This is a genomic window from Mycobacterium marseillense (assembly GCF_010731675.1).
Taxonomy (GTDB): domain Bacteria; phylum Actinomycetota; class Actinomycetes; order Mycobacteriales; family Mycobacteriaceae; genus Mycobacterium; species Mycobacterium marseillense.
On record NZ_AP022584.1, the window covers coordinates 4,377,805 to 4,399,049 of the forward strand.

Consider the following 21,245-nt stretch of genomic DNA (forward strand, 5'->3'; position numbering starts at 1 on the left):
TGAGTGAGATCGCTCGGCTCCTCGTCATGCCGTCACATGGCATGCCTCGTGACCGAGCTACAAAGCAAGTGCTTGGTAGGTTAGCCTACAAGGCATGCAGGACGTCGAGGAGTTCCGGGCCGAGGTCCGCTCTTGGCTCGCCGACAATCTGGTCGGTGAATTCGCAGCTCTCAGGGGTCTCGGCGGCCCGGGCCGCGAGCACGAGGCCTTCGAGGAACGCCGGGCTTGGAACCAGCATCTCGCCAAGGCCGGACTGACCTGCCTGGGCTGGCCGGTCGAACACGGCGGCCGCGGCCTGTCCACCGCGCACCGGGTGGCGTTCTACGAGGAGTACGCGCGCGCCGATGCCCCGGACAAGGTCAATCACTTCGGCGAGGAGCTGCTGGGGCCGACGCTGATCGCGTTCGGGACGCCCGAGCAGCAGCAGCGTTTCCTGCCCAAGATCCTCGACGTCACCGAGCTGTGGTGCCAGGGCTATTCGGAGCCCGGGGCCGGCAGCGACTTGGCCAACGTCGCGACCACCGCCGAACTCGACGGCGACCACTGGGTGATCAACGGCCAGAAGGTGTGGACGTCGTTGGCGCACTGGGCGCAGTGGTGCTTCGTGGTTGCTCGCACCGAAAAGGGCTCCAAGCGGCACGCGGGGCTGTCGTATTTGCTGGTGCCGCTGGACCAGCCGGGCGTGGAAGTGCGGCCGATCATCCAGCTGACCGGTGACTCGGAATTCAACGAGGTGTTCTTCGACGACGCGCGCACCGACGCGAACCTGGTGGTCGGCCAGCCCGGTGACGGCTGGCGGGTCGCGATGGGCACGCTGACCTTCGAGCGCGGCGTCTCGACGCTTGGGCAACAAATCCGTTACGCCCGTGAGCTTTCCAACCTCGCCGAGCTCGCGCAGCGGACCGGCGCGGCCGACGACCCGTTCATCCGCGAGCGGCTGACCCGGGCGTGGACCGGGCTGCGGGCCATGCGTTCGTACGCGCTGGCCACCATGGACGTCGAGCAGCCGGGCCAGGACAACGTGTCGAAGCTGTTGTGGGCCAACTGGCATCGCGATCTGGGCGAGCTGGCGATGGACGTCGTCGGCAGGCCGGGCCTGGCTCTGGCCGACGGTGAGTTCGACGAATGGCAGCGGCTGTTCCTGTTCACCCGCGCCGACACCATCTACGGCGGGTCCAACGAGATCCAGCGCAACATCATCGCCGAGCGGGTGCTCGGCCTACCCCGAGAGGCTAAGGGATGAGTCTGTCCGAAGCTCCCAAAGAGATTGCCGGACACGGACTTCTGCAGGGCAAGGTGGTGGTCGTGACCGCCGCCGCCGGCACCGGGATCGGCGCGGCGACCGCGCGGCGGGCGCTGGCCGAGGGGGCCGACGTGCTGATCTCCGACCACCACGAACGGCGCTTGGGGGAGACGGCCGAGGAGCTGTCCGCGCTGGGCCAGGGCCGCGTCGAGCACGTGGTCTGCGACGTGACCTCGACCGCTCAGGTCGACGCCCTGATCGCTTCGACCACCGCCCGGATGGGTCGGCTCGACGTGCTGGTCAACAACGCCGGGCTCGGCGGACAGACACCGGTCGTCGACATGACCGACGAGGAATGGGACCGCGTCCTCAACGTGACGCTGACGTCGGTGCTGCGTGCCACGCGCGCGGCGCTGCGCTACTTCCGCGAGGCACCACACGGCGGCGTCATCGTCAACAACGCCAGCGTCCTGGGCTGGCGAGCCCAGCACTCGCAGTCGCACTACGCCGCCGCCAAGGCGGGCGTGATGGCCCTAACCCGGTGCAGCGCAATCGAAGCCGCCGAGTACGGGGTACGGATCAACGCGGTCTCGCCGAGCATCGCGCGGCACAAGTTCCTCGAGAAGACGTCCTCGTCGGAGTTACTCGATCGGCTCTCGGCCGGCGAAGCCTTCGGCCGGGCCGCCGAGCCGTGGGAGGTCGCGGCCACCATCGCCTTCCTCGCCAGCGAGTACTCGAGCTACCTGACCGGCGAGGTCATCTCGGTATCCAGTCAGCACCCGTGAGGGTCGGCCCGCTAGCCAAGCAAGCGCTTGGTTGATACTCTGGTCGGGTGGACCGAGTGACCGGTCAGGCAAACAGCCGGCGAGACGAGTTGCTGGAGCTTGCGGCGACCATGTTCGCCGAGCGTGGGCTGCGCGCCACCACCGTGCGCGACATCGCCGACAGCGCCGGCATCCTCTCCGGCAGTCTGTATCACCACTTCTCGTCCAAAGAGGAGATGGTCGACGAGCTGTTGCGCAGTTTCCTGGACTGGCTGTTCGCGCGCTACCGCGAGATCGTCGACAGCGAGGCCAACCCGCTGGAGCGACTCAAGGGCCTGTTCATGGCGTCCTTCGAGGCGATCGAGCACCGGCACGCGCAGGTCGTCATCTACCAGGACGAAGCCCAGCGGTTGTTGTCCCAACCCCGGTTCTCCTACATCGAGGACATGAACCGGCAGCAGCGCAAGATGTGGCTCGAGTTGCTCAATCAGGGCGTCGAACAGGGCTACTTTCGCCCCGACCTCGACGTCGACCTGATCTACCGCTTCATCCGTGACACCACCTGGGTGTCGGTGCGCTGGTATCAACCCGGCGGACCGCTCACCGCGGAACAGGTGGGCCAGCAATATCTCGCCATCGTGCTCGGCGGGATCACCAAAGAAGGAGTCTGAAATGCCAGAGGCGTACGTCATCGACGCTGTGCGTACCGCGGTCGGCAAGCGCGGCGGATCGCTGGCCGGGGTTCATCCGGTCGATCTGGGTGCCCTGGGCTGGCGCGGGCTGCTCGACCGGGTGGACGTCGATCCCGCCGCCGTCGACGACGTGATCGCCGGCTGTGTCGATGCCATCGGCGCCCAGGCGGGCAACATCGCGCGGCTCTCGTGGCTGGCCGCCGGCTATCCCGAAGAGGTGCCCGGCGTCACCGTCGACCGCCAGTGCGGATCCAGCCAGCAGGCCATTTCCTTTGGCGCGCAGGCGGTTATGTCCGGCACCGCCGACCTCATCGTCGCCGGGGGCGTGCAGAACATGAGCCAGATCCCGATCTCGTCGGCCATGACCGTGGGCGAACAGTTCGGCTTCACCTCGCCGACGAACGAGTCCAAGCAGTGGCTGCATCGCTATGGCGACCAGGAGATCTCGCAATTCCGTGGTTCGGAGCTGATCGCCGAGAAGTGGAACCTGTCGCGCGAAGAGATGGAGCGGTACGCGCTGACCAGTCACGAGCGCGCCTTCGCGGCGATCCGTGGCGGCCACTTCGACAACGAAATCATCACCGTCGAAACCGAATCCGGGCCGTTCCGGTTCGACGAGGGGCCGCGCGAGTCGTCGCTGGAGAAAATGGCCGGCCTCAAGCCGCTGGTCGAGGGCGGCCGGCTGACGGCGGCCATGGCCAGCCAGATCTCCGACGGCGCCAGCGCCGTGCTGCTGGCGTCCGAGCAGGCCGTCAAGGAGCACGGGCTCAAGCCGCGGGCCCGCATCCACCACATCAGCGCTCGCGCCGCCGACCCGGTGTTCATGCTGACCGGCCCGATTCCCGCGACCCGCTACGCGCTGGACAAGACCGGACTGTCGATCGACGACATCGACACCGTCGAAATCAATGAGGCCTTCGCACCGGTGGTTTTGGCGTGGCTCAAGGAGGTCAAGGCCGACCCGGAGAAGGTCAACCCCAACGGCGGGGCGATCGCGCTCGGACACCCGCTGGGCGCCACCGGTGCCAAGCTGTTCACCACCATGCTCAACGAGCTCGAGCGCACCGGCGGCCGCTACGGCCTGCAGACGATGTGCGAGGGCGGGGGCACGGCCAACGTCACCATCATCGAGCGCCTGTAACTCAGTCGATATGCCCGGGTGGGTCGGCCATACCGGGTCCGATCGTGCCGCGGCTCTTCTCGGGAATCAGGAACGAGCTGGCGCCCTGGTAAGACAGGTGAGTCGTCATCACGCAACGCTGCCAGGTGCCGTCGGGTTGGACGGGCCCGTCGCACTTGTTGATCACGCCGGGGCTAGATATGCACCCGGCGCGGGCCGGTGGCGCGGAATGGATCAGTCCGAAGCCCAGCAGCAGGGCCGCTAGTGCTCCGACGACGCAGCGCGCTTCATGGTTGCCTCCTGCCCAGCCGCTACTGCTTGCGTGACCGGTGCATTGCCGCATTCCGGCAGATCAGTCCCGCGATGATGTCGTCGACGGTGCGGGCCGCCAGCGCTTCGACCTCGCGGCGGCTGGCGTGCCGCAGCGGCCCGCGCAGCGCGAGTTCGGCGAACCCGTGCACCGCCGACCAGCACGGCCACTCGGCGCCCGCACGGCGATCGGGCGACAGGGTGCCGTCGCGCACCATCTCATCGAGCACGTCGACCAAGGCCAGATACGGTGGCGCGGTGGCCGTCTCCTCGCTCAGCGCGACGGGATCGGCGCTGAAGAACGCCACCGTGAACCACCCGGGTTCGTCGAGGGCGAACTTGATATAGCCCAAGCCGACAGCGCGTAGCCGTTCGGTGCCATCCGTCGCATGTCTGCGAGCCATTCGCGCCGCCATCCGGTGCTGAATCTCCGTGGCGACGGCGCTCAGCAGCGCTTCACGATCGACGAAGTGTCGGTAGGCGGCGTTAGGCGAAACCCCAACGCGCCGAGTCGCTTCCCGGATCGTCAACGCATCCGGCCCTCCGCTCTGGGTGAGATGCAGGCCGGCATCGATCAGTGCCGTGCGCAGATCCCCGTGGTGGTAGCCGGTCTTCAAGGTGGTCAACGCTTGACCCCTCTCGGGATTGAAGTGTACGGTGTGAACATTAACATGTGTACGGCGTGAACATATAGCTGGAGGGGATTTGTTGTGAGTACCGCAGGACTGCCACCCGTCGTGGACCAGGAGGTCTGGCAGCGCGAGCTGGACGCGCTACGCGTTCGCGAAAAGGCGGCCACCCGTGAGCTGGATTCGATTGCCGCGCAGCGACGCCGCCTCCCGATGGTCGCGATGTCGGACTACACATTGGAGGGTGAGAACGGGCCGGTGCGGCTGGTCGACATCTTCGAGGGCAAACCACAACTGATCGTCTACAACCACATGTGGTTTCCGGGCGAGGAGTGGCAGTGCCCGGGTTGCACCGGTCTGACGTCGCAGTACACCCGGCTGGATTTCCTGGACAACTACGACGCCCGGTTCGTCATCGTCACGCAGGGCCCGATCGACGAGGCGTTGGCCTACAAGCGGCGGGTCGGCAATCGGATGACCTGGTACTCGACGGCCAACAGCTCGTTCGGCGCCGATGTCGGCGCCCCGCCGGAGGGCGGCTTCGGGGTCAATGTCTTTCTGCGCGACGGCGATAACGTCTACCGGACCTGGCACACCAACGGCCGCGGCACCGAACAGCTGAGCCACACGTTCCCGCTGATCGACCTGTTGCCGTATGGCCGGCAGGAGGAGTGGCAGGACTCGCCGGACGGCTGGCCGCAGTCGCCGACGTATAGCCGCTGGGGTGGCTCGCAAGACATCGCCCGGGCCTACGGAGAACCTCAACCAGAAGGAGCACGATGATGACTGGCCTGACGACGATGAGCTTGGTGTGCGTGCCGACGATTGAGCAGGACAGGGCGGTTGCGTTCTACGAGTCGCTCGGATTCGAGAAGCGAACCGACACACCGTTCCACGGAAACTACCGCTGGATCGAGGTGTACCCACCCGAGGGCACGACCGGCATTGCGCTGGCCCCACCCCCGCCGGACAGCGGACCCGTCGAACCGGCCAACACCGGTATCACGTTGACCACCAATGACATCGACGCCACCCACGCGGCGATGAAGGAGCTCGGCGTCGACGTCGACGCGGAGGTGGCGCGACCGGGCGAGCCGGTTCCACCGCTGTTCTGGTTCCGCGACCCGACGGGCCACACGCTGATGGTGGTGGAAGGCTAGCTACTCCACGTAGGCGGTGGCGGCCTGCAGGTGCTTGACGGCGTCGGAGACGATCGAGTCGATCAGCTCCGCGCACGACGGCAGGTCGTCGAGAATGCCGGCGACCTGCCCGGATGCCAGCACCCCGGCATCGGTATTGCCCTCAACGAGCCCGGCTTTCAACAGCATCGGGGTGTTGGCCGCCATCACCACCTGCGACCAGGTCAGCTCCTTGCCGTGCCGCATCGCTAGGCCGTCGCTGATCATCGACCGCCACGTCATTCGTGACATGTGCTTGAACTTGGCCGCATTGCGCACCGCCGCGGTGAGACCCCGCACCGGCGAGCCGTTTTCCAGCTTCTCGACCAGGCCGGTGCGCAGCACCCGGTGCGGCATGCCGTCAACGCGGGTGGTGACGACGGTGCCGTCCAGCGCCGATTCCAGGTAGCGCCGCTTGACCGCGTCGGGCACGGTCGAATCCGAGGTCAGCAGGAAACGCGTGCCCATGGCGACCCCGGCCGCGCCGTAGCTCAATGCCGCGGCCAGCCCGCGCCCGTCGAAGAATCCGCCCGCCGCGATGACGGGGATGTTGGTGCCCCGCACGGCGTCCAGCACCGAGGGCAAAAGCAGCGTCGTGGCGACCGGCCCCGTGTGCCCGCCGCCCTCACCGCCCTGCACGATCATCGCGTCCGCGCCCCACCCGGCGACCTTGCGGGCGTGCTTGGCCGCACCGATCGACGGAATCACCACCGCGCCGGCCTCTTTGAGCCGGACGATGAGCTCCTGCTTGGGCGCCAACGCAAACGACGCCACCTTGACACCTTCCCGGATCATCAGATCGACCCGGTCGCCGGCGTCGGCCGCGTCGGCGCGGATGTTCACGCCGAACGGCTTGTCCGTCGTCGCCTTGACCTTGGCGATGGACGTCGCCAACTCGTCCAGCGTCATAGTGGCCGAGGCCAAAATGCCGAGCCCGCCCGCGTTCGCGGTGGCCGACACCAGGCGGGCACCGGCCACCCAGCCCATCCCGGTCTGCACCACCGGGTGCTCGACGCCGACCAGCTCGGTCAGCGGCGTGCGCAGCTTGGTCATACCCACCGCCGACGATAAACGGAGCAGTGCGATGGGAAAAAGGGAGGGGAAGGCGGAGTAATCATCAACGTATCTCTCGGTCGCGCAACGACTTCGGGTCGATCGTTTCGCGGATGAGGCGCAGTTCTTCCTCGGTGGGCAACCGGGTCTCGTCGGCGTCCTCGAGGCCATGGATGTCGAACGAGGTGGCTTCGCGGACCTCGTCCGGCGTGACGCCGGGATGCAGGCTCAGCGCCCGCATGGTCCGGTCGGGGCCGCCGAAGTCGAACACGCCGAGGTTCGAGACGATCCGGTAGGTGTTGGCGAAGCGAAACGCCGGATTGTCGGCATCGACGTTGTCCCAACCGATCCCGCAGACCACGTCCACCTTTTCGCTGAACACCCGCTTGGAGTGGTTGCCCACCCAGTAGCTGGTGGCGTGGTTGATGGCGTTACCGGGGGCACCGCGGACGCCGAACATCTGACGCTTGGGTTGCTGCAACGGGCCGAACGCCGAGATGTTCTGATTGCCAAACCGGTCAACCTGATTGGCACCCATCACCACGTGGCGGCGCCCCCAGGCCAGCGTCTCGAACACCCGGCCGAACGGCATCCAGCCCTCGACCGCCCCGGTCGCGCCGAGCGCCGGGGTGTCGGCCAGCAGTTGGGCCTCGCCGTCGGTCAGCAGGATGTCGGGGGAGAAGGTCAAGCGGGCCAGCCGCGCACCGACGGAGGCCATGTTGGTCATCGGGCTGACCATGATCTCGCCCGCTTCCCTGAACAATTCGGCGCAGGCGACTGCGCACACTTCGGCGCGGGTGCTGCTCACTTTCCGGCCTCCTCTGCGAACGCGCGAACCGCCGCCTGGTAGTCGTCTTCGGTGCCCGACAGGTAGGTCTGGGTGAACTTCTGCCAGCCCTCGTCAGTCGAGGCCGCCTCGGCATAGTGCCGCTGGAACTTCTCGTCGCGACCGTAATCCGGTGCGGCGGTGGTGAAATGCGCCCCGTTCGGCGCCTCCACGACGCTGTCGACCATCATCCGGTTGATGAGCAGCGCCTGCGGCGGCACCGCCTTGACCAGCTCCTCGGTGGATACGACGCGCTCCACCGACAGGTGGCGCTTATCGGCGGCCATCAGGAACAGATCGTCGAAGTAGGGGTCGATGCCGGTGTAGGCGGCGTTGCCCTGGCTGTCGCCGATGTTGAGATGCACGAACGCGGCGTCCAGACGCAGCGCCGGCATGGCGATCAGCGTTTCGTGGCCGCCATCCGTGGCGTACGGCGAAGTGACGGTTTGCAACTCGCCCTCCCAGAAGTCGGGCACCGAACTGCCCAGCCCGGCCCGGATCGGCAGGAACGGCAATCGTTGCGCGGCGGCCTGCAACCCGCAGCGCAGCATCCCCTCGTCCATCTCACGGGCCTCGATGGTCCCGGCCGCGCGGGCCTTGGCGAACCACGGGTCGTAGAACGGCGGGGAGTCCAGCGAGACGAACCCGTAGTAGACGCGCTTCACCTTGCCCGCCGAGCACAGCAGGCCCAGGTCGGGCCCGCCGTAGGTGACCACGGTCAGGTCGGTGACATCGGTGCGCAGCAGGGCGCGCACGAATGCCATTGGCTTGCGCCGCGATCCCCATCCGCCGATCCCGATGGTCATGCCGCTGCGTACGTGCGCGACAGCCTCGTCGAGGGTGGTGCGCTTGTCGGCCATTACTTCTCGCCCTTCGTCGTACCGGCAAACGCGTCGCGGTGCTCATCGGACACCCCGGCGAGATTGAGCTCGAAGGTAAAGCCTTGCTCCATGCGGTAACTCGAGTTCACCCGTTGCACGTCGATGAGGTTCAGCGCTTCCTTGGCCGCCCGGATGACCCGGGTGTCCTTGGCGGCGATGTCGCGCGCGACCCGCAATGCGGCCTCATCGAGCTCGTCCCGCGGCACCACCTCGTGCACCGAACCGAAGTGGTGCAGCGTGGCGGCGTCGACGGTGGCGGCGGTGAAGAACAGCCGCCGCATCAGGTGCTGGGGCACCAGCCGGGAGAGATGGGTGGCCGCGCCGAGCGCGCCGCGCTCCACCTCCGGCAGCCCGAACGTGGCGTCCTCGGAGGCGACGATGACGTCGGAGTTGCCGACCAGGCCGATGCCGCCGCCGACGCAGAATCCGTTCACGGCCGCGACGACGGGTACCGCGCACTCATAGACCGCACGGAAGGCGGCGAAGCAGCCGCGGTTGGCGTCGATCAGCGCGGTGAATCCCTCGGTGCGCTGCATCTCCTTGATATCGACCCCGGCGTTGAAGCCGCGGCCCTCGGCACGCAGGATGACCACGTGGGTTTGCGGGTCCTGGCCGGCCGCGGTGATGGTGTCGGCCAGGTCGAACCAGCCGCGTGACGGGATGGCGTTGACGGGCGGGAAGTCGACGGTAACCGCGACGATGCCCGGTTCGGTGGTTTGGGATGTGATGGGCAAGGTGCCACTTCCTTGTGGGGTAACTACCTAAGCAAGCACTTGCTTGGTACGCTAGCACAGTGACTGGCGCCGGAGCATGCCCCCCATTTGAAGAAGTCATGAACTTGGGGCTGGCCGGGCGGGTCGTTCTCGTCACGGGCGGCGTCCGCGGGGTGGGTGCGGGCATCAGCGCGGTCTTCGCCGCCCAGGGCGCCACCGTCGTTACCTGCGCGCGACGCTCGGTCGAGGGATCGCCGTATGAGTTCCACTCCTGCGACGTCCGCGATGACGAGGCCGTCAAGGACTTGATCGACACCGTCGCGGACCGCCACGGCAGCCTCGACGTCGTCGTCAACAACGCCGGGGGATCGCCCTACGTGCTCACCGCGGAATCCAGCGCCAAGTTCAACCGCAAGATCATCGAACTCAATCTGATTGGCGCGCTGTCGGTTTCGCAGCACGCGAACGACAAGATGCAAACCCAGCAGCGCGGCGGGTCGATCATCAACATCTGCAGCCTGTCCGGCCGTCGGCCCTCCCCGGGCACCGGCGCGTACGGGGCGGCCAAGGCGGGCCTGGAGAGCCTGACCCAGACGTTGGCCGTCGAATGGGGGCCGAAGGTCCGGGTCAATGCCTGTGTGGTCGGCATGGTGGAGACCGAACAGTCGGAACTATTCTACGGCGACGCCGATTCGATCGCCGCGATCTCGAAGAACGTGCCACTCGGCCGGCTGGCCAAGCCGGACGACATCGGCTGGGCCGCAGCGTTTCTAGCCTCGGACGCGGCCTCTTACATCAGCGGCGCCTCGTTAGAGGTGCACGGCGGCGGCGAGCCGCCGCACTATCTGGCCACCACGAACGCGAACGCGATCAAGTAGAGGAGACAACAACTATGGGAGTGGTTGACGGCCGCGTCGTCATCGTCACGGGAGCCGGCGGCGGTATCGGGCGCGCACACGCGCTGGCCTTTGCCGCCGAGGGTGCGCGGGTGGTAGTCAACGACATCGGGGTGGGCCTGGACGGTTCACCGGCGGGTGGCGGCAGCGCCGCCCAGGGTGTGGTCGACGAGATCACCGCCGCCGGGGGCGAAGCCGTCGCCAACGGTTCCAACGTCGCCGACTGGGACCAGGCCGCCGGCCTGATCCAGACCGCGGTCGAAACCTTCGGCGGCCTGGACGTTTTGGTGAACAATGCCGGCATCGTGCGCGACAGGATGATGGCCAACACCAGCGAGGATGAGTTCGACGCCGTCGTCGCCGTGCACCTCAAGGGCCACTTCGCGACGATGCGGCACGCCGGGTCGTATTGGCGCGGGCTGTCCAAAGAGGGCAAAACCGTTGACGCGCGGATCATCAACACCAGCTCGGGCGCCGGCCTGCAGGGCAGCGTCGGGCAGGGCAACTACAGCGCCGCGAAGGCGGGCATCGCGGCGATGACGCTCGTCGGCGCTGCCGAGATGGGACGCTACGGCGTCACCGTCAACGCCATCGCGCCCTCGGCCCGCACCCGCATGACCGAGACCGTGTTCGCCGAGATGATGTCCACCCAGGACCAGGATTTCGACGCGATGGCCCCGGAAAACATTTCCCCCCTGGTGGTTTGGCTGGGCAGCGCCGAATCGCGCGACGTGACCGGCAAGGTGTTCGAGGTCGAGGGCGGCAAGATCCGCGTCGCCGAGGGCTGGGCGCACGGGCCGGAGATCGACAAGGGGGCGCAGTGGGATCCCGCGGAACTGGGGCGCGTGGTCGCCGACCTGCTCGCCAAGGCGCGCCCGCCGGTCCCGGTCTACGGCGCCTGACCCGACGCCTGCGCCGAACGTGCACTCACGGCGATGATTTCGCCGGCGGATTCATACGGTCAATGCAACATCCGTGGATTTAGGAGTTGCGATGCCGAGTGGTTTTCCGCATTCGCCGGCGGTGCGTCGGGAGTTGTTCGACCGGGTATGTCGGGGAGCCCCGCTGGTTGTGGCGGCTCAAGGTATGGGCGTGTCAACGACCAGGGCGTGGGTGTGGTGGCGTGACGCTGGAGCGATGAAACTGCATATCGGAGGCCGGGGTCAACGTGGCCTGCTCAAGCCGGGCAACATGTCCTTGCCCGGTGGAGCGGGTCATCGGCTCAGTGTCAGCGAACGCGTGGAGATCATGCGCGGCCGCGACGGCGGACTCAGCGCCGCCGACATCGCCGAGCGGCTGGGTCGCGACCGCACAACGATCTACCGCGAGATTCGGCGTAACTGCAATGCCGACGGCGACTACCACGCTCTGATGGCGCATGCGCGGGCCGCGCAGCGCGGCGGCCCAAGGAATTCAAGCTCGCCGATAACCCGTTGTGCGCGATGATCGAAGGCTGGATGGATCAGGGCTGGAGTCCGAAACTGATCGCCGAGGTGTTGGCCCGCGATCACCCCGGTGACAGGCTGGCACAAGTGAGCCACGAAACCATTTATCAGTGCCTGTATGTGCAGACTCGCGGCAGTTTGCGCGCTGATCTGCACAAATGCCTGTCCACGAAGCGGGCCGCACGAAAGCATCGAGGCTCAGACAATCGTCGTGGGGTGTTTAGCGCCGGTGAGGAATTCACCATCGCTGATCGCCCACCTGAGGCTGATGACCGCGCCGTGCCGGGCCACTGGGAGGGCGACTTGATCGTGGGACCCCACAACAGCGCAATCGGCACCCTGGTGGAGCGCAGCACCCGCTTCACGATCCTGCTGCACCTGCCCGGTGACCGCACCGCGGCCACGGTAGCCGCCGCGATGATCGAGGCAATGAGCGAACTGCCCGAGCACCTGCGCCGCTCGATCACCTGGGATCGTGGCAGCGAAATGGCTAGCTGGCGCGACATCCAGCTACAGCTGGCCGCTCCGGTCTACTTCTGCGATCCCCACTCACCGTGGCAACGAGGCAGCAACGAAAACACCAACCGCCTGTTGCGATTCTGGTTCGAAAAAGGCAGCGACTTAAGCGGTTACACCAAAGCTGACCTCAGACGAATCCAAGACACCCTCAACCAACGCCCCCGACCCACGCTGAACCTCGATACCCCGGCCCAACGCCTAACCGCCCTCCTCGACCAAGCCGCCTAACCCAAAATGTTGCATTCACCGCTTGACAATGCCGCCGAATTTTCGCCGTCAGTGCACGTTCGCCGAGGGGGTTCGCACACGACGAGCGGGATGATCCGGTCGGCGGCTTCGCGGTACTTGCGATACGGCGGGTACATCCGCATCAGGGGCGGCCAATAGCGTTCGCGCTCGGCATCTGTCGCGTCGCGTGCGACCAAATCCAGCTGCTGGGCCCGGATCTGCACCCGCACCTCGGGATTCTCTCGGAGGTTCAAGTACCACACCGGATCTTGGTCGCGCCCGCCGAAGGACGCAGGCAAAATCACCCGTTCCCCGTCGCGCAGGTAGAGCGTCGCGGTGGTCCGCGGCCGCTTCGACTTGCGGCCGGTCGTCGTCAACAGCGCCGCAGGGAACCGCAGCAGCTTCGCCCCGACCCTGCCGTTGGTCCGGCGGTACACCCAAATGTGGCTGCGCGCGAAGTACTTGAGCAGCAGCGCAATCGGGCGAGAATTGCGGATCCAGCGACGGTCGGACATGTTGCCCAGGATGGTTCCCGATCTGGGCGAATTGAAACTTTAGGGGTCGCAGATCACCACTGGAATCACCCGATCGGTCCACGACCGATAGTCGTCGAACGACGGGTACATGGCATCCAGCTTGGGCCAGTACTCGGCGCGTTCGGCCTCGGTGGCATCGCGGGCCTGCAGCGACAGCACCTCATCCTTGATCTGCACGCGGACTGATGGATTGGCCTTGAGGTTGAGATACCACTGGGGGTGTTTGTCGCTGCCACCCTTCGAGGCGACCAGTATCACCCGCTTCCCCTCGCGCAGGTAGAGCAGCGGGCTCACCCGGGGTTCACCGCTCTTGCGGCCCGTGGTGGTGAGCAGCGCGACCGGAGCCTTTTGGAAGGTGTTGCCGAATCTTCCGTTGCTGCGTTGATAGATCCACGTGTTTCCTTTGGCCATCCACTTGATGATGAAGCCGACCCAGGGTGAGTTCAGTGCACGTGGCTTCGGTTTCGTCATGACGATCCTTTACGACGCTGAATGAATGGGTGGAAGCGAACCTTGATGTGTTGGATTTCGGCCTTCCCGCTTGCGCTTTCGGCCGGAATGACGAACGTCTCGGTGACGTGCGCCGCGAGCCGGCGCCCGCCGAACGCCGCCTTGGTCAGCACCCGGTACGCGGCGTGCACCTCGTCGCCGTCGAGGCGGTACTCCGGCGGCGTCGTGCGCGCGAGCAACCGATACTGCGGCCCGCGATTCAGGCTGCGCCGCAAGTGGTTTCCGGAGAACCCGTTCTTGATTCCCTGCTCGATGCGGGTGCAGCCGGCCGCGAACGGGACGGTGTCACCGTCATGGCTGACCAGCGCGTCGATGTAGGACTGCGCCGCGGCGATGCGGCTCTCTTCTGAGACCAGCAAGGGGGAACTAGATGCGCTCGATGATGGTGCCGGTGGACAGGGCACCACCCGCGCACATCGTGATCAGCGCGGTGGTCTGGTCGGTGCGCTCGAGTTCGTGCAGGGCGGTGGTGATCAGGCGGCTGCCGGTCGATCCCACCGGGTGGCCCAGCGCGATGGCGCCGCCGTTGACGTTGACCCTGGCCATGTCCGGCTCGTGCACCCGCGCCCAGGACAGCACCACCGAGGCGAACGCCTCGTTGATCTCGACGAGGTCGATGTCACCCATCTTCATGCCGGCCTTCTCCAGCACCTTGGCCGTCGACTGCACCGGTCCGTCGAGGTGGTAGTAGGGCTCGGCGCCGACCAGCGCCTGGCTGACGATGCGGGCGCGCGGCCGCAGCCCGAGGGCCTTGGCCTTGTCCTCGTCCATCCACAGCACGGCCGCCGCGCCGTCGGAGATCTGCGACGACGTCCCCGCCGTGTGGATTCCGCCTTCGATGACCGGCTTCAGCGCGCTCAGACCCGACAGGCTCGTCTCGCGCAAGCCCTGGTCGCGGGAGATGGTGACGCGCTCCGAGGTCGGCTGCTTGTTCTCGTCGAGCGCCGGGGCCTCGATCGGGGAGATCTCGCGGTCGAACCGGCCCTCGTCCCAGGCCTGCTTGGCCTTGGCCTGCGAGTAGAAGCCGAACTCATCGATCTCCTCGCGGGTGATGCCGCGCCGCTTGGCGATCCGCTCCGCGGCGGTGAACTGGTCGGGCAGGTCGATGTCCCACGACGCGGGCCGCAGGATGGTGCGGTCGGGTCCGGCGTTGGCGCCGAGCCCGACGCGGCTCATGGCCTCGATTCCACACGCGATCCCGATGTCGATGGCGCCCGCGGCGATCAGCCCGGCGACCAGGCCGTTGGCCTGCTGGCCGCTGCCGCACTGGCAGTCCACGGTCATGGCGCCCACGTGCTCCGGCAGCCCGGCGACCAGCCAGCTGACCCGGCTGATGTTGTTGGACTGCTCGCCGTACTGTGTCACACAGCCGCCGATGACCTGTTCGACGTCGCCGCCGTCAATGCCGGCCTTCTCGACCAGTGCCTTCTGCACCGCACCGAGCAGCTCGGTGGCATGGAGTCCTGAGAGCCATCCGTTGCGCTTGCCGATCGGGCTGCGGGTGGCTTCGACGATTACCGGGTTACCCATTCCGTCAGGCTAGAACACGTTTCATTAGTCTGACAAGCGACGATGGTGACCTGCCTTTTATCTGCGCAGGAGCCGTGTTTTACTGGCACTAGAACACGTTGCAATTGAGGAGCGCATACGCATGGCACCCCCCAACATTCCCGCCGACTTCGACTTTCTTGACCCCGACGTCAACCTCGCAGGTTTGCCCGTCGAGGAACTCGCTTTGCTGCGCAAGGCGGAGCCGATCCACTGGGTCGACATCCCAAATGGCGCGGGCGGCTTCGAGGACCACGGGTACTGGCTCGTCACCAAGCACGCTGACGTCAAGGACGTGTCGAAGCGCAGCGAAGTCTTTTCAAGCTGGATGAACGGCGCCATCCCGACGTGGCCGCCGGAGATGAAGCGCGAGCAGGTCGAGCTCCAGCGCAGCGTCATGCTCAACATGGACGCACCGCACCACACCAGGCTGCGCAAGATCATCTCCCGCGGGTTCACGCCACGGGCCATCGGACGGCTGGAAGCCGAGCTGGACCAGCGGGCCCAGAACATCGCCAAGACCGCGGCGGCCGAGGGTAGCGGCGACTTCGTCGAGCAGGTGTCGTGCGAGCTGCCGCTGCAGGCCATCGCGGGGCTGCTGGGCGTTCCCCAGGAAGACCGCGACAAGCTTTTCCGGTGGTCCAACGAGATGACCGGGGGCACCGATCCCGAGTACGCCCACGTCGATCCCGCGCAGTCCTCGATGGAGCTGATCACGTACGCGATGGCGATGGCCGAGGAGCGGGGCAAGAATCCCACCGACGACATCGTCACCACGCTGATCGAGGCCGACATCGACGGCGAGAAGCTCTCCGATGACGAGTTCGGTTTCTTCGTGGTCATGCTCGCCGTGGCGGGCAACGAGACCACGCGCAACTCCATCACCCACGGCATGATCGCCATGGCGAACAACCCCGATCAGTGGGAGCTCTTCAAGAAGGAGCGCCCGGTGACCGCCGCGGACGAGATCATTCGGTGGGCCACTCCGGTCTCGGCCTTCCAACGCACCGCGAATGAGGACACCGAGTTGGCCGGTGTGCAGATCAAGAAGGGCCAGCGGGTCGTCATGTCCTACCGCTCGGCCAATTTCGACGAAGAGGTCTTCGAAGACCCGCACACCTTCAACATCCTGCGCGACCCGAATCCCCATGTCGGTTTCGGCGGCACCGGTGCCCACTACTGCATCGGCGCGAACCTCGCTCGCATGACGATCAACCTGATCTTCAACGCCGTGGCCGACCACATGCCGGACCTGAAGCCGATTTCGGAGCCCGAGCGACTGCGGTCGGGCTGGCTTAACGGGATCAAGCACTGGCAGGTCGACTACACCGGCAAATCCGCGGTGAAGTCCTGATGGATTTCGATCTCACCGCGACGCAACAGGCGGTCGCCGACGTCGTGACGTCGGTGTCTCAGCGCGAATTGACCTGGGACGCTTTGGTCGACGGCGGGGTGACGGCCCTGCCGGTGCCCGAGCGCCTCGGCGGCGACGGGGTGGGATTGCCCGAGGTCGCCACCGTGCTGACGGAGATCGGTCGCCACGGCGCCATCACGCCGGCGCTGGCCACCCTCGGTTTCGGCGTGGTCCCGCTGCTCGACCTCGCTTCCGACCAGCAGCACGACCGGTTTTTGGCGGGTGTCGCCAAGGGGGGCGTGCTGACCGCAGCGCTCAACGAACCCGGCGCCGCGTTGCCGGACCGGCCGTCGACCACGTTCGCGGGCGGCCGGTTGTCGGGTACCAAGGTCGGCGTCGGCTATGCCGGACAAGCGGATTGGATGATCGTCACCGCCGACAGTGCGGTGGTCGTGGTGTCGCCGAAAGCGGCCGGCGTCGAGGTGGTCAAGACGCCGACCTCGAATGACTCCGACGAGTACACGGTCACGTTCGCCGACGTCGCCGTCGACGACGCCGACGTCTTGGCGGGCGCCGCCGCGCAGCGCGTCAACCAGCTGGTGCTGGCTTCCATCGGCGCCTACGCCGGCGGGCTGGTGGCCGGGGCGCTGCGCCTCACCGCCGACTACGTGGCCAACCGCAAGCAGTTCGGCAAGCCGCTGTCGACCTTCCAGACGGTGGCCGCGCAGCTGGCCGAGGTCTACATCGCCTCGCGCACCATCGATTTGGTGGCGAAGTCGGTCGTGTGGCGGCTGTCGGAGGGACGGGACGCCGATGATGATTTGGATGTCCTCGGCTACTGGGTCACCTCGCAGGCGCCGCCGGTGATGCAGCTCTGCCATCACCTGCACGGCGGCATGGGCATGGACATCACCTATCCGATGCACCGGTACTACTCCACGATCAAGGACCTGACCCGGCTGCTGGGCGGTCCTTCTCATCGTCTCGACCTGGTGGGAGCGCAATGTTCATAGACCTGACTCCGGAGCAGCGTCAGCTGCAAGCGGAACTGCGGGAGTACTTCTCGAACCTGATCTCGTCCGACGAGATGAAGGCGATGGAGCAGGACCGTCACAACGAGGCCTACCGCGCGGTGATCCGGCGGATGGGCCAGGACGGCAAGCTCGGCGTGGGATGGCCAAAGGAGTTCGGCGGCTTGGGTTTCGGCCCGATCGAGCAGTCGATCTTCGTCAACGAGGCGCACCGCGCCGACGTGCCGCTGCCCGCGGTCACCCTGCAGACGGTCGGCCCGACCCTGCAGCAGTTCGGCAGCGAGATGCAGAAGAAGAAGTTCCTGCCGGCGATCCTGGCCGGCGAGGTGCACTTCGCGATCGGCTATACCGAACCCGAGGCCGGTACGGACCTGGCCTCGCTGCGCACCACCGCCGTGCGCCAGGGCGACGAGTACATCGTCAACGGGCAGAAGATCTTCACCACGGGCGCCCACGACGCGGACTACATCTGGCTTGCCTGCCGCACGGACCCCGAAGCCGTGAAGCACAAGGGCATTTCGATCCTGATCGTCGACACCAAAGATCCCGGCTACTCCTGGACGCCGATCATCCTGTCCGACGGCGCCCACCACACCAACGCGACGTACTACAACGACGTGCGGGTGCCCGCCGACATGCTGGTCGGCGAGGAGAACGGCGGGTGGCGGCTGATCACCACCCAGCTCAACAACGAACGCGTCATGCTCGGCCCGGCCGGGCGTACCGCCGGCATCTACGACCGGGTGCACGCCTGGGCGTCCAAGCCGGGTAGTGACGGGGTGACGCCGATCGACCACGCCGACGTCAAGCGGGCGCTCGGCGAGATTCACGCGATGTGGCGGATCAACGAGCTGCTCAACTGGCAGGTGGCCGCGGCCGGCGAGGACATCAACGTCGCCGACGCCGCGTCGACCAAAGTCTTTGGCACGGAGCGGGTTCAGTACATCGGCCGGCTCGCCGAGGAAATCGTCGGCAAGTACGGCAACCCCGCGGACTCGGACACCGCCGACCTACTCAATTGGCTGGACTCCCAGACCAAGCGCAACCTGGTGATCACGTTCGGAGGTGGCGTGAACGAAGTGATGCGCGAGATGATCGCCGCCGCCGGACTCAAAGTGCCGAGGGTGCCTCGATGACCGATATCAAGGAAGCGGTTGCGGAGATCACCGCCACCGTCGTCGCTGCCCCGCGCGAGGCCCGCGATCCGGTGAACCAGCCGACGATCAACAACTGGGTCGAGGCGCTGGGGGACCGCAACCCGATCTACGTCGACGACACCGCCGCCAAGGCCGCCGGTCATCCTGGAATTGTCGCCCCACCGGCCATGATTCAGGTCTGGACGATGTTCGGCCTGGGCGGGGAACGCCCGACCGACGACCCCATGGGCCCGATCATGCAGCTGTTCGACGAGGCCGGCTACATCGGCGTGGTCGCGACCAACTGCGAACAGACCTACCACCGGTATCTGCGTCCCGGCGAGCAGGTCACCGTCGTATCCGAGATGCGCGACGTGGTCGGCCCCAAGCAGACCGGTCTCGGCGAGGGCTGGTTCATCAACCAACACATCACCTGGCGGGTCGGTGACGAGGATGTCGCCGAGATGGCCTGGCGGATACTCAAATTCAGGCCGCGAGAGGATTCCGGCCCGACCGCGTCCGTCCCTCAGGATCTCGACGCCGACGCCATGATGCGTCCGGCGGTGTCGCGCGACACCGCCTTCTTCTGGGAGGGCGTCAAGGCGCACGAGCTGCGAATCCAACGCCTCCCCGATGGCACCCTGCAGCACCCGCCGGTGCCCGCGGTGTGGCAGGACAAAGCCGAGCCGATCGACTTCGTAGTCGCCAGCGGCCGAGGCACGGTGTTCAGCTACGTGGTGCACCACGCACCGAAGGTGCCCGGTCGCACGCTGCCGTTCGTGATCGCACTGGTCGAACTGGAAGAGGGCGTTCGCCTGCTTGGTGAGCTGCGCAACGTCGACCATGCCGAGATCAAGATCGGAATGCCGGTCCGCGCAACCTATATCGACTTCCCGGCCGGTGAATCCGGCCCGGAGTGGAGCCTCTACGCCTGGGAGCCCGTGGGAGACGAAGCATGAGCGCACCCGTTGTTGAAGTGGGCACCACCCTGCCCGAACTCAAGCTGCACGGCACCCCTACGTTCATCATCTCGACGGCCCTGGCCACCAGAGATTTTCAGGATGTGCACCACGACCGGGACCTGGCGCAGGCCAAGGGCTCCAAGGACATCTTCGTCAATATCCTCACCGACACCGGTTTGGTGCAGCGCTACGTCACCGACTGGGCCGGGCCGTCGGCGCTGATCAAGTCGATCGGGCTGCGGCTCGGTGTGCCGTGGTACGCCTACGACACCGTCACCTTCTCCGGTGAGGTGACCGCCATCGACGACGGTCTGATCACGCTGAAGGTGTTCGGCCGCAACAGCCTTGGTGATCACGTCATTGCGAACGTGACGCTCACGATCGGGGGTTCCTGATGTTGTCGGGTAAGGCTGCGATCGTCGGCATCGGCGCCACCGACTTCTCCAAGGACTCCGGTCGTAGCGAGCTGCGACTGGCGGCCGAGGCGGTCCTGGATGCGCTGGACGACGCGGGGTTGAGTCCCTCGGACGTCGACGGGCTGACCACGTTCACGATGGACACCAACAACGAGACCGCCGTCGCGCGCGCGGCCAGCATCGGTGACCTCAAGTTCTTCTCGCAGATCGGATACGGCGGCGGCGCGGCCTGCGCGACCGTCCAGCAGGCGGCGATCGCCGTGGCCACCGGCGTGGCCGACGTCGTCGTCGCGTATCGGGCGTTCAACGAGCGCTCCGGCATGCGGTTCGGTCAGGTGCAGACCCGGTTGGTGGGCAACGCGGGCGTGCAGGCTGATTCGACGGCGGCCGACAACTCGTTCTCCTACCCGCACGGGCTGTCCACGCCGGCCGCGCAGGTCGCCATGATCGCGCAGCGCTACATGCATCTGTCCGGTGCCAGCAGCCGGGACTTCGGCGCGATTTCGGTGGCAGACCGCAAGCACGCGGCCAAGAACCCGAAGGCGTATTTCTACGAGAAGCCGATAACCATTGAGGACCACCAGAATTCGCGGTGGATCGCCGAGCCGTTGCGGCTGCTGGACTGCTGCCAGGAGACCGACGGGGCGGTCGCGATCGTGGTGACGTCGCCGGAGCGGGCGAAGGATCTCAAGCAGCGGCCCGCGATCATCGAGGCGGCGGCGCAGGGCTCCAGCCCCGACCAGTACACGATGGTCAGCTACTACCGGCCCGAGCTCGGCCTGCCCGAGATGGGGGTCGTCGGCCAGCAGCTGTGGGCGCAGTCGGGCCTGAAGCCGACCGACATCCAGACCGCTGTGCTGTACGACCACTTCACTCCGTTCACACTGATTCAGTTGGAGGAGTTGGGATTCTGCGGTCGCGGTGAGGCCAAGGACTTCATCGCCGACGGCGCGATCGAGATCGGCGGCCGGCTGCCCATCAACACCCACGGCGGTCAACTCGGTGAGGCTTACATCCACGGTATGAACGGCATCGCCGAGGGCGTGCGGCAACTGCGGGGCACTTCCGTGAACCCGGTGCCCGACGTCGAGCACGTCCTCGTCACCGCGGGTACGGGCGTGCCCACCTCGGGCCTCATCCTCGGCTAACACTCCGCCGCCGCGGCCTCGCCGCCGAGCGTGACAGTGCAGTCACGCTCGGGCTCGACCGTGACTGCAGTGTCACGCTCGGGACGTTGTCAGAGGCCGATGGCACAC

At 66.6% G+C, this 21,245-nt stretch carries 24 protein-coding genes and 1 pseudogene; 15 read left to right on the top strand and 10 right to left on the bottom strand.

From position 1 onward, the window contains the following. Positions 1-94 precede the first annotated feature (94 nt). The 4 genes from ipdE1 to fadA6 are packed head-to-tail and all read left to right on the top strand — an operon-like array spanning position 95 to position 3,840. Entirely contained in the window at positions 95-1,243 is a 1,149-nt protein-coding gene (ipdE1, locus tag G6N26_RS20330; RefSeq protein WP_083019836.1) for an acyl-CoA dehydrogenase IpdE1, read from the top strand. Further along, positions 1,240-2,028 (top strand): (5R,7aS)-5-hydroxy-7a-methyl-1-oxo-2,3,5,6,7,7a-hexahydro-1H-indene-carboxyl-CoA reductase, encoded by a 789-nt coding sequence (gene ipdF, locus G6N26_RS20335; RefSeq protein ID WP_067171451.1) that lies wholly within the window; start codon positions 1,240-1,242, stop codon positions 2,026-2,028. Before ipdE1 ends, ipdF begins: the two co-directional genes overlap by 4 nt. 47 nt (positions 2,029-2,075) lie before the next feature. Next, entirely contained in the window at positions 2,076-2,678 is a 603-nt protein-coding gene (gene kstR2 / locus G6N26_RS20340; RefSeq protein ID WP_095576452.1) for a TetR family transcriptional regulator KstR2, read from the top strand. A 1-nt stretch (position 2,679) separates the two neighbouring features. Beyond that, positions 2,680-3,840: a steroid 3-ketoacyl-CoA thiolase FadA6 gene (gene fadA6 / locus G6N26_RS20345; protein WP_083019838.1), complete on the top strand. Its 1,161-nt coding sequence runs from the start codon at positions 2,680-2,682 to the stop codon at positions 3,838-3,840. A 1-nt stretch (position 3,841) separates the two neighbouring features. On the opposite strand, the gene G6N26_RS20350 is transcribed toward fadA6, so the two are convergent. Then, complete coding sequence (locus G6N26_RS20350; RefSeq protein WP_232067490.1) at positions 3,842-4,162, bottom strand: CDGP domain-containing protein; 321 nt, start codon at positions 4,160-4,162, stop codon at positions 3,842-3,844. Further along, positions 4,131-4,754: a TetR/AcrR family transcriptional regulator gene (locus tag G6N26_RS20355; RefSeq protein WP_067171443.1), complete on the bottom strand. Its 624-nt coding sequence runs from the start codon at positions 4,752-4,754 to the stop codon at positions 4,131-4,133. Before G6N26_RS20355 ends, G6N26_RS20350 begins: the two co-directional genes overlap by 32 nt. Positions 4,755-4,838: 84 nt before the next feature. On the opposite strand from G6N26_RS20355, the gene G6N26_RS20360 reads away from it, so the two are divergent. Both G6N26_RS20360 and G6N26_RS20365 read left to right on the top strand, forming a co-directional pair. Continuing rightward, positions 4,839-5,540, top strand: a complete 702-nt coding sequence (locus G6N26_RS20360) for a DUF899 domain-containing protein (protein ID WP_067171441.1) — start codon at positions 4,839-4,841, stop codon at positions 5,538-5,540. Further along, the gene (locus G6N26_RS20365; RefSeq protein ID WP_120312709.1) at positions 5,537-5,917 is read left to right on the top strand and encodes a VOC family protein; all 381 of its coding nucleotides are present in this window, start codon (positions 5,537-5,539) and stop codon (positions 5,915-5,917) included. The genes G6N26_RS20360 and G6N26_RS20365 overlap by 4 nt, the downstream gene beginning before the upstream one ends. Here G6N26_RS20365 and ipdC read toward each other — a convergent pair whose 3' ends face one another. The 4 genes from ipdC to echA20 form a co-directional block, all read right to left on the bottom strand. Beyond that, a complete protein-coding gene (ipdC, locus tag G6N26_RS20370) occupies positions 5,918-6,988 on the bottom strand; it encodes a (3aS,4S,5R,7aS)-5-hydroxy-7a-methyl-1-oxo-octahydro-1H-indene-4-carboxyl-CoA dehydrogenase (RefSeq protein WP_083019840.1) in 1,071 nt (356 codons plus the stop codon). A 64-nt stretch (positions 6,989-7,052) separates the two neighbouring features. After that, positions 7,053-7,796, bottom strand: a complete 744-nt coding sequence (ipdB, locus tag G6N26_RS20375; protein WP_083019841.1) for a cholesterol ring-cleaving hydrolase subunit IpdB — start codon at positions 7,794-7,796, stop codon at positions 7,053-7,055. After that, a complete protein-coding gene (ipdA, locus tag G6N26_RS20380; RefSeq protein WP_083019843.1) occupies positions 7,793-8,674 on the bottom strand; it encodes a cholesterol ring-cleaving hydrolase subunit IpdA in 882 nt (293 codons plus the stop codon). Before ipdA ends, ipdB begins: the two co-directional genes overlap by 4 nt. Beyond that, the gene (gene echA20, locus G6N26_RS20385) at positions 8,674-9,429 is read right to left on the bottom strand and encodes a (7aS)-7a-methyl-1,5-dioxo-2,3,5,6,7,7a-hexahydro-1H-indene-carboxyl-CoA hydrolase (RefSeq protein ID WP_067171430.1); all 756 of its coding nucleotides are present in this window, start codon (positions 9,427-9,429) and stop codon (positions 8,674-8,676) included. The genes ipdA and echA20 overlap by 1 nt, the downstream gene beginning before the upstream one ends. A gap of 98 nt (positions 9,430-9,527) precedes the next feature. Between echA20 and G6N26_RS20390 the strand changes: the two genes are divergently transcribed. The 3 genes and pseudogenes from G6N26_RS20390 (at position 9,528) to G6N26_RS26590 (ending at position 12,496) form a co-directional block, all read left to right on the top strand. Next, positions 9,528-10,286, top strand: coding sequence for an SDR family oxidoreductase (locus tag G6N26_RS20390; RefSeq protein WP_067171428.1), 759 nt, complete (start codon positions 9,528-9,530; stop codon positions 10,284-10,286). A 14-nt stretch (positions 10,287-10,300) separates the two neighbouring features. Next, complete coding sequence (locus G6N26_RS20395; protein ID WP_067171426.1) at positions 10,301-11,206, top strand: SDR family oxidoreductase; 906 nt, start codon at positions 10,301-10,303, stop codon at positions 11,204-11,206. A 91-nt stretch (positions 11,207-11,297) separates the two neighbouring features. After that, positions 11,298-12,496 (top strand): annotated as a pseudogene (locus tag G6N26_RS26590) (IS30 family transposase). Here the strand turns inward: G6N26_RS26590 and G6N26_RS20405 are convergent. From G6N26_RS20405 to G6N26_RS20420, 4 genes are read right to left on the bottom strand one after another with little or no spacing between them, the layout of a single operon-like run. Then, the gene (locus G6N26_RS20405; protein ID WP_083020538.1) at positions 12,493-13,011 is read right to left on the bottom strand and encodes a nitroreductase family deazaflavin-dependent oxidoreductase; all 519 of its coding nucleotides are present in this window, start codon (positions 13,009-13,011) and stop codon (positions 12,493-12,495) included. The pseudogene G6N26_RS26590 and the gene G6N26_RS20405 sit on opposite strands and share 4 nt — an antisense overlap. A 39-nt stretch (positions 13,012-13,050) precedes the next feature. After that, positions 13,051-13,503: a nitroreductase family deazaflavin-dependent oxidoreductase gene (locus G6N26_RS20410; RefSeq protein WP_083020539.1), complete on the bottom strand. Its 453-nt coding sequence runs from the start codon at positions 13,501-13,503 to the stop codon at positions 13,051-13,053. Next, a complete protein-coding gene (locus tag G6N26_RS20415) occupies positions 13,500-13,901 on the bottom strand; it encodes a hypothetical protein (RefSeq protein WP_067171419.1) in 402 nt (133 codons plus the stop codon). The genes G6N26_RS20410 and G6N26_RS20415 overlap by 4 nt, the downstream gene beginning before the upstream one ends. 7 nt (positions 13,902-13,908) lie before the next feature. Then, positions 13,909-15,072, bottom strand: coding sequence for a steroid 3-ketoacyl-CoA thiolase (locus G6N26_RS20420; protein ID WP_067171417.1), 1,164 nt, complete (start codon positions 15,070-15,072; stop codon positions 13,909-13,911). Between the two features lie 121 nt (positions 15,073-15,193). Between G6N26_RS20420 and G6N26_RS20425 the strand changes: the two genes are divergently transcribed. The 6 genes from G6N26_RS20425 to G6N26_RS20450 are packed head-to-tail and all read left to right on the top strand — an operon-like array spanning position 15,194 to position 21,137. Next, entirely contained in the window at positions 15,194-16,444 is a 1,251-nt protein-coding gene (locus G6N26_RS20425; RefSeq protein ID WP_067171415.1) for a cytochrome P450, read from the top strand. Beyond that, complete coding sequence (locus G6N26_RS20430) at positions 16,444-17,457, top strand: acyl-CoA dehydrogenase family protein (RefSeq protein WP_083020548.1); 1,014 nt, start codon at positions 16,444-16,446, stop codon at positions 17,455-17,457. The genes G6N26_RS20425 and G6N26_RS20430 overlap by 1 nt, the downstream gene beginning before the upstream one ends. Then, complete coding sequence (gene fadE29 / locus G6N26_RS20435) at positions 17,448-18,611, top strand: acyl-CoA dehydrogenase FadE29 (protein WP_067171411.1); 1,164 nt, start codon at positions 17,448-17,450, stop codon at positions 18,609-18,611. The genes G6N26_RS20430 and fadE29 overlap by 10 nt, the downstream gene beginning before the upstream one ends. Further along, positions 18,608-19,570, top strand: coding sequence for a bifunctional MaoC family dehydratase N-terminal/OB-fold nucleic acid binding domain-containing protein (locus tag G6N26_RS20440; RefSeq protein ID WP_083020556.1), 963 nt, complete (start codon positions 18,608-18,610; stop codon positions 19,568-19,570). Before fadE29 ends, G6N26_RS20440 begins: the two co-directional genes overlap by 4 nt. Further along, on the top strand, positions 19,567-19,968 hold the full coding sequence (locus G6N26_RS20445; protein WP_067171407.1) for a MaoC family dehydratase: 402 nt from the start codon (positions 19,567-19,569) through the stop codon (positions 19,966-19,968). Before G6N26_RS20440 ends, G6N26_RS20445 begins: the two co-directional genes overlap by 4 nt. Next, positions 19,968-21,137 carry a lipid-transfer protein gene (locus tag G6N26_RS20450; RefSeq protein WP_083020565.1) on the top strand — a complete coding sequence of 390 codons (1,170 nt, stop codon included), beginning with the start codon at positions 19,968-19,970 and terminating at the stop codon, positions 21,135-21,137. The genes G6N26_RS20445 and G6N26_RS20450 overlap by 1 nt, the downstream gene beginning before the upstream one ends. Positions 21,138-21,245: the final 108 nt, after the last annotated feature.

Bases quoted from the DNA above. Each gene is read 5' to 3' on its own strand.
- ipdE1 (WP_083019836.1), top strand. From the start codon at position 95: ATGCAGGACGTCGAGGAGTTCCGGGCCGAGGTCCGCTCTTGGCTCGCC.
- ipdF (WP_067171451.1), top strand. From the start codon at position 1,240: ATGAGTCTGTCCGAAGCTCCCAAAGAGATTGCCGGACACGGACTTCTG.
- fadA6 (WP_083019838.1), top strand. From the start codon at position 2,680: ATGCCAGAGGCGTACGTCATCGACGCTGTGCGTACCGCGGTCGGCAAG.
- G6N26_RS20350 (WP_232067490.1), bottom strand. From the start codon at position 4,162: ATGCGGCAATGCACCGGTCACGCAAGCAGTAGCGGCTGGGCAGGAGGC.
- G6N26_RS20365 (WP_120312709.1), top strand. From the start codon at position 5,537: ATGATGACTGGCCTGACGACGATGAGCTTGGTGTGCGTGCCGACGATT.
- ipdC (WP_083019840.1), bottom strand. From the start codon at position 6,988: ATGACCAAGCTGCGCACGCCGCTGACCGAGCTGGTCGGCGTCGAGCAC.
- ipdA (WP_083019843.1), bottom strand. From the start codon at position 8,674: ATGGCCGACAAGCGCACCACCCTCGACGAGGCTGTCGCGCACGTACGC.
- G6N26_RS20390 (WP_067171428.1), top strand. From the start codon at position 9,528: ATGAACTTGGGGCTGGCCGGGCGGGTCGTTCTCGTCACGGGCGGCGTC.
- G6N26_RS20395 (WP_067171426.1), top strand. From the start codon at position 10,301: ATGGGAGTGGTTGACGGCCGCGTCGTCATCGTCACGGGAGCCGGCGGC.
- G6N26_RS20405 (WP_083020538.1), bottom strand. From the start codon at position 13,011: ATGTCCGACCGTCGCTGGATCCGCAATTCTCGCCCGATTGCGCTGCTG.
- G6N26_RS20410 (WP_083020539.1), bottom strand. From the start codon at position 13,503: ATGACGAAACCGAAGCCACGTGCACTGAACTCACCCTGGGTCGGCTTC.
- G6N26_RS20420 (WP_067171417.1), bottom strand. From the start codon at position 15,072: ATGGGTAACCCGGTAATCGTCGAAGCCACCCGCAGCCCGATCGGCAAG.
- G6N26_RS20425 (WP_067171415.1), top strand. From the start codon at position 15,194: ATGGCACCCCCCAACATTCCCGCCGACTTCGACTTTCTTGACCCCGAC.
- G6N26_RS20430 (WP_083020548.1), top strand. From the start codon at position 16,444: ATGGATTTCGATCTCACCGCGACGCAACAGGCGGTCGCCGACGTCGTG.
- fadE29 (WP_067171411.1), top strand. From the start codon at position 17,448: ATGTTCATAGACCTGACTCCGGAGCAGCGTCAGCTGCAAGCGGAACTG.
- G6N26_RS20440 (WP_083020556.1), top strand. From the start codon at position 18,608: ATGACCGATATCAAGGAAGCGGTTGCGGAGATCACCGCCACCGTCGTC.
- G6N26_RS20445 (WP_067171407.1), top strand. From the start codon at position 19,567: ATGAGCGCACCCGTTGTTGAAGTGGGCACCACCCTGCCCGAACTCAAG.
- G6N26_RS20450 (WP_083020565.1), top strand. From the start codon at position 19,968: ATGTTGTCGGGTAAGGCTGCGATCGTCGGCATCGGCGCCACCGACTTC.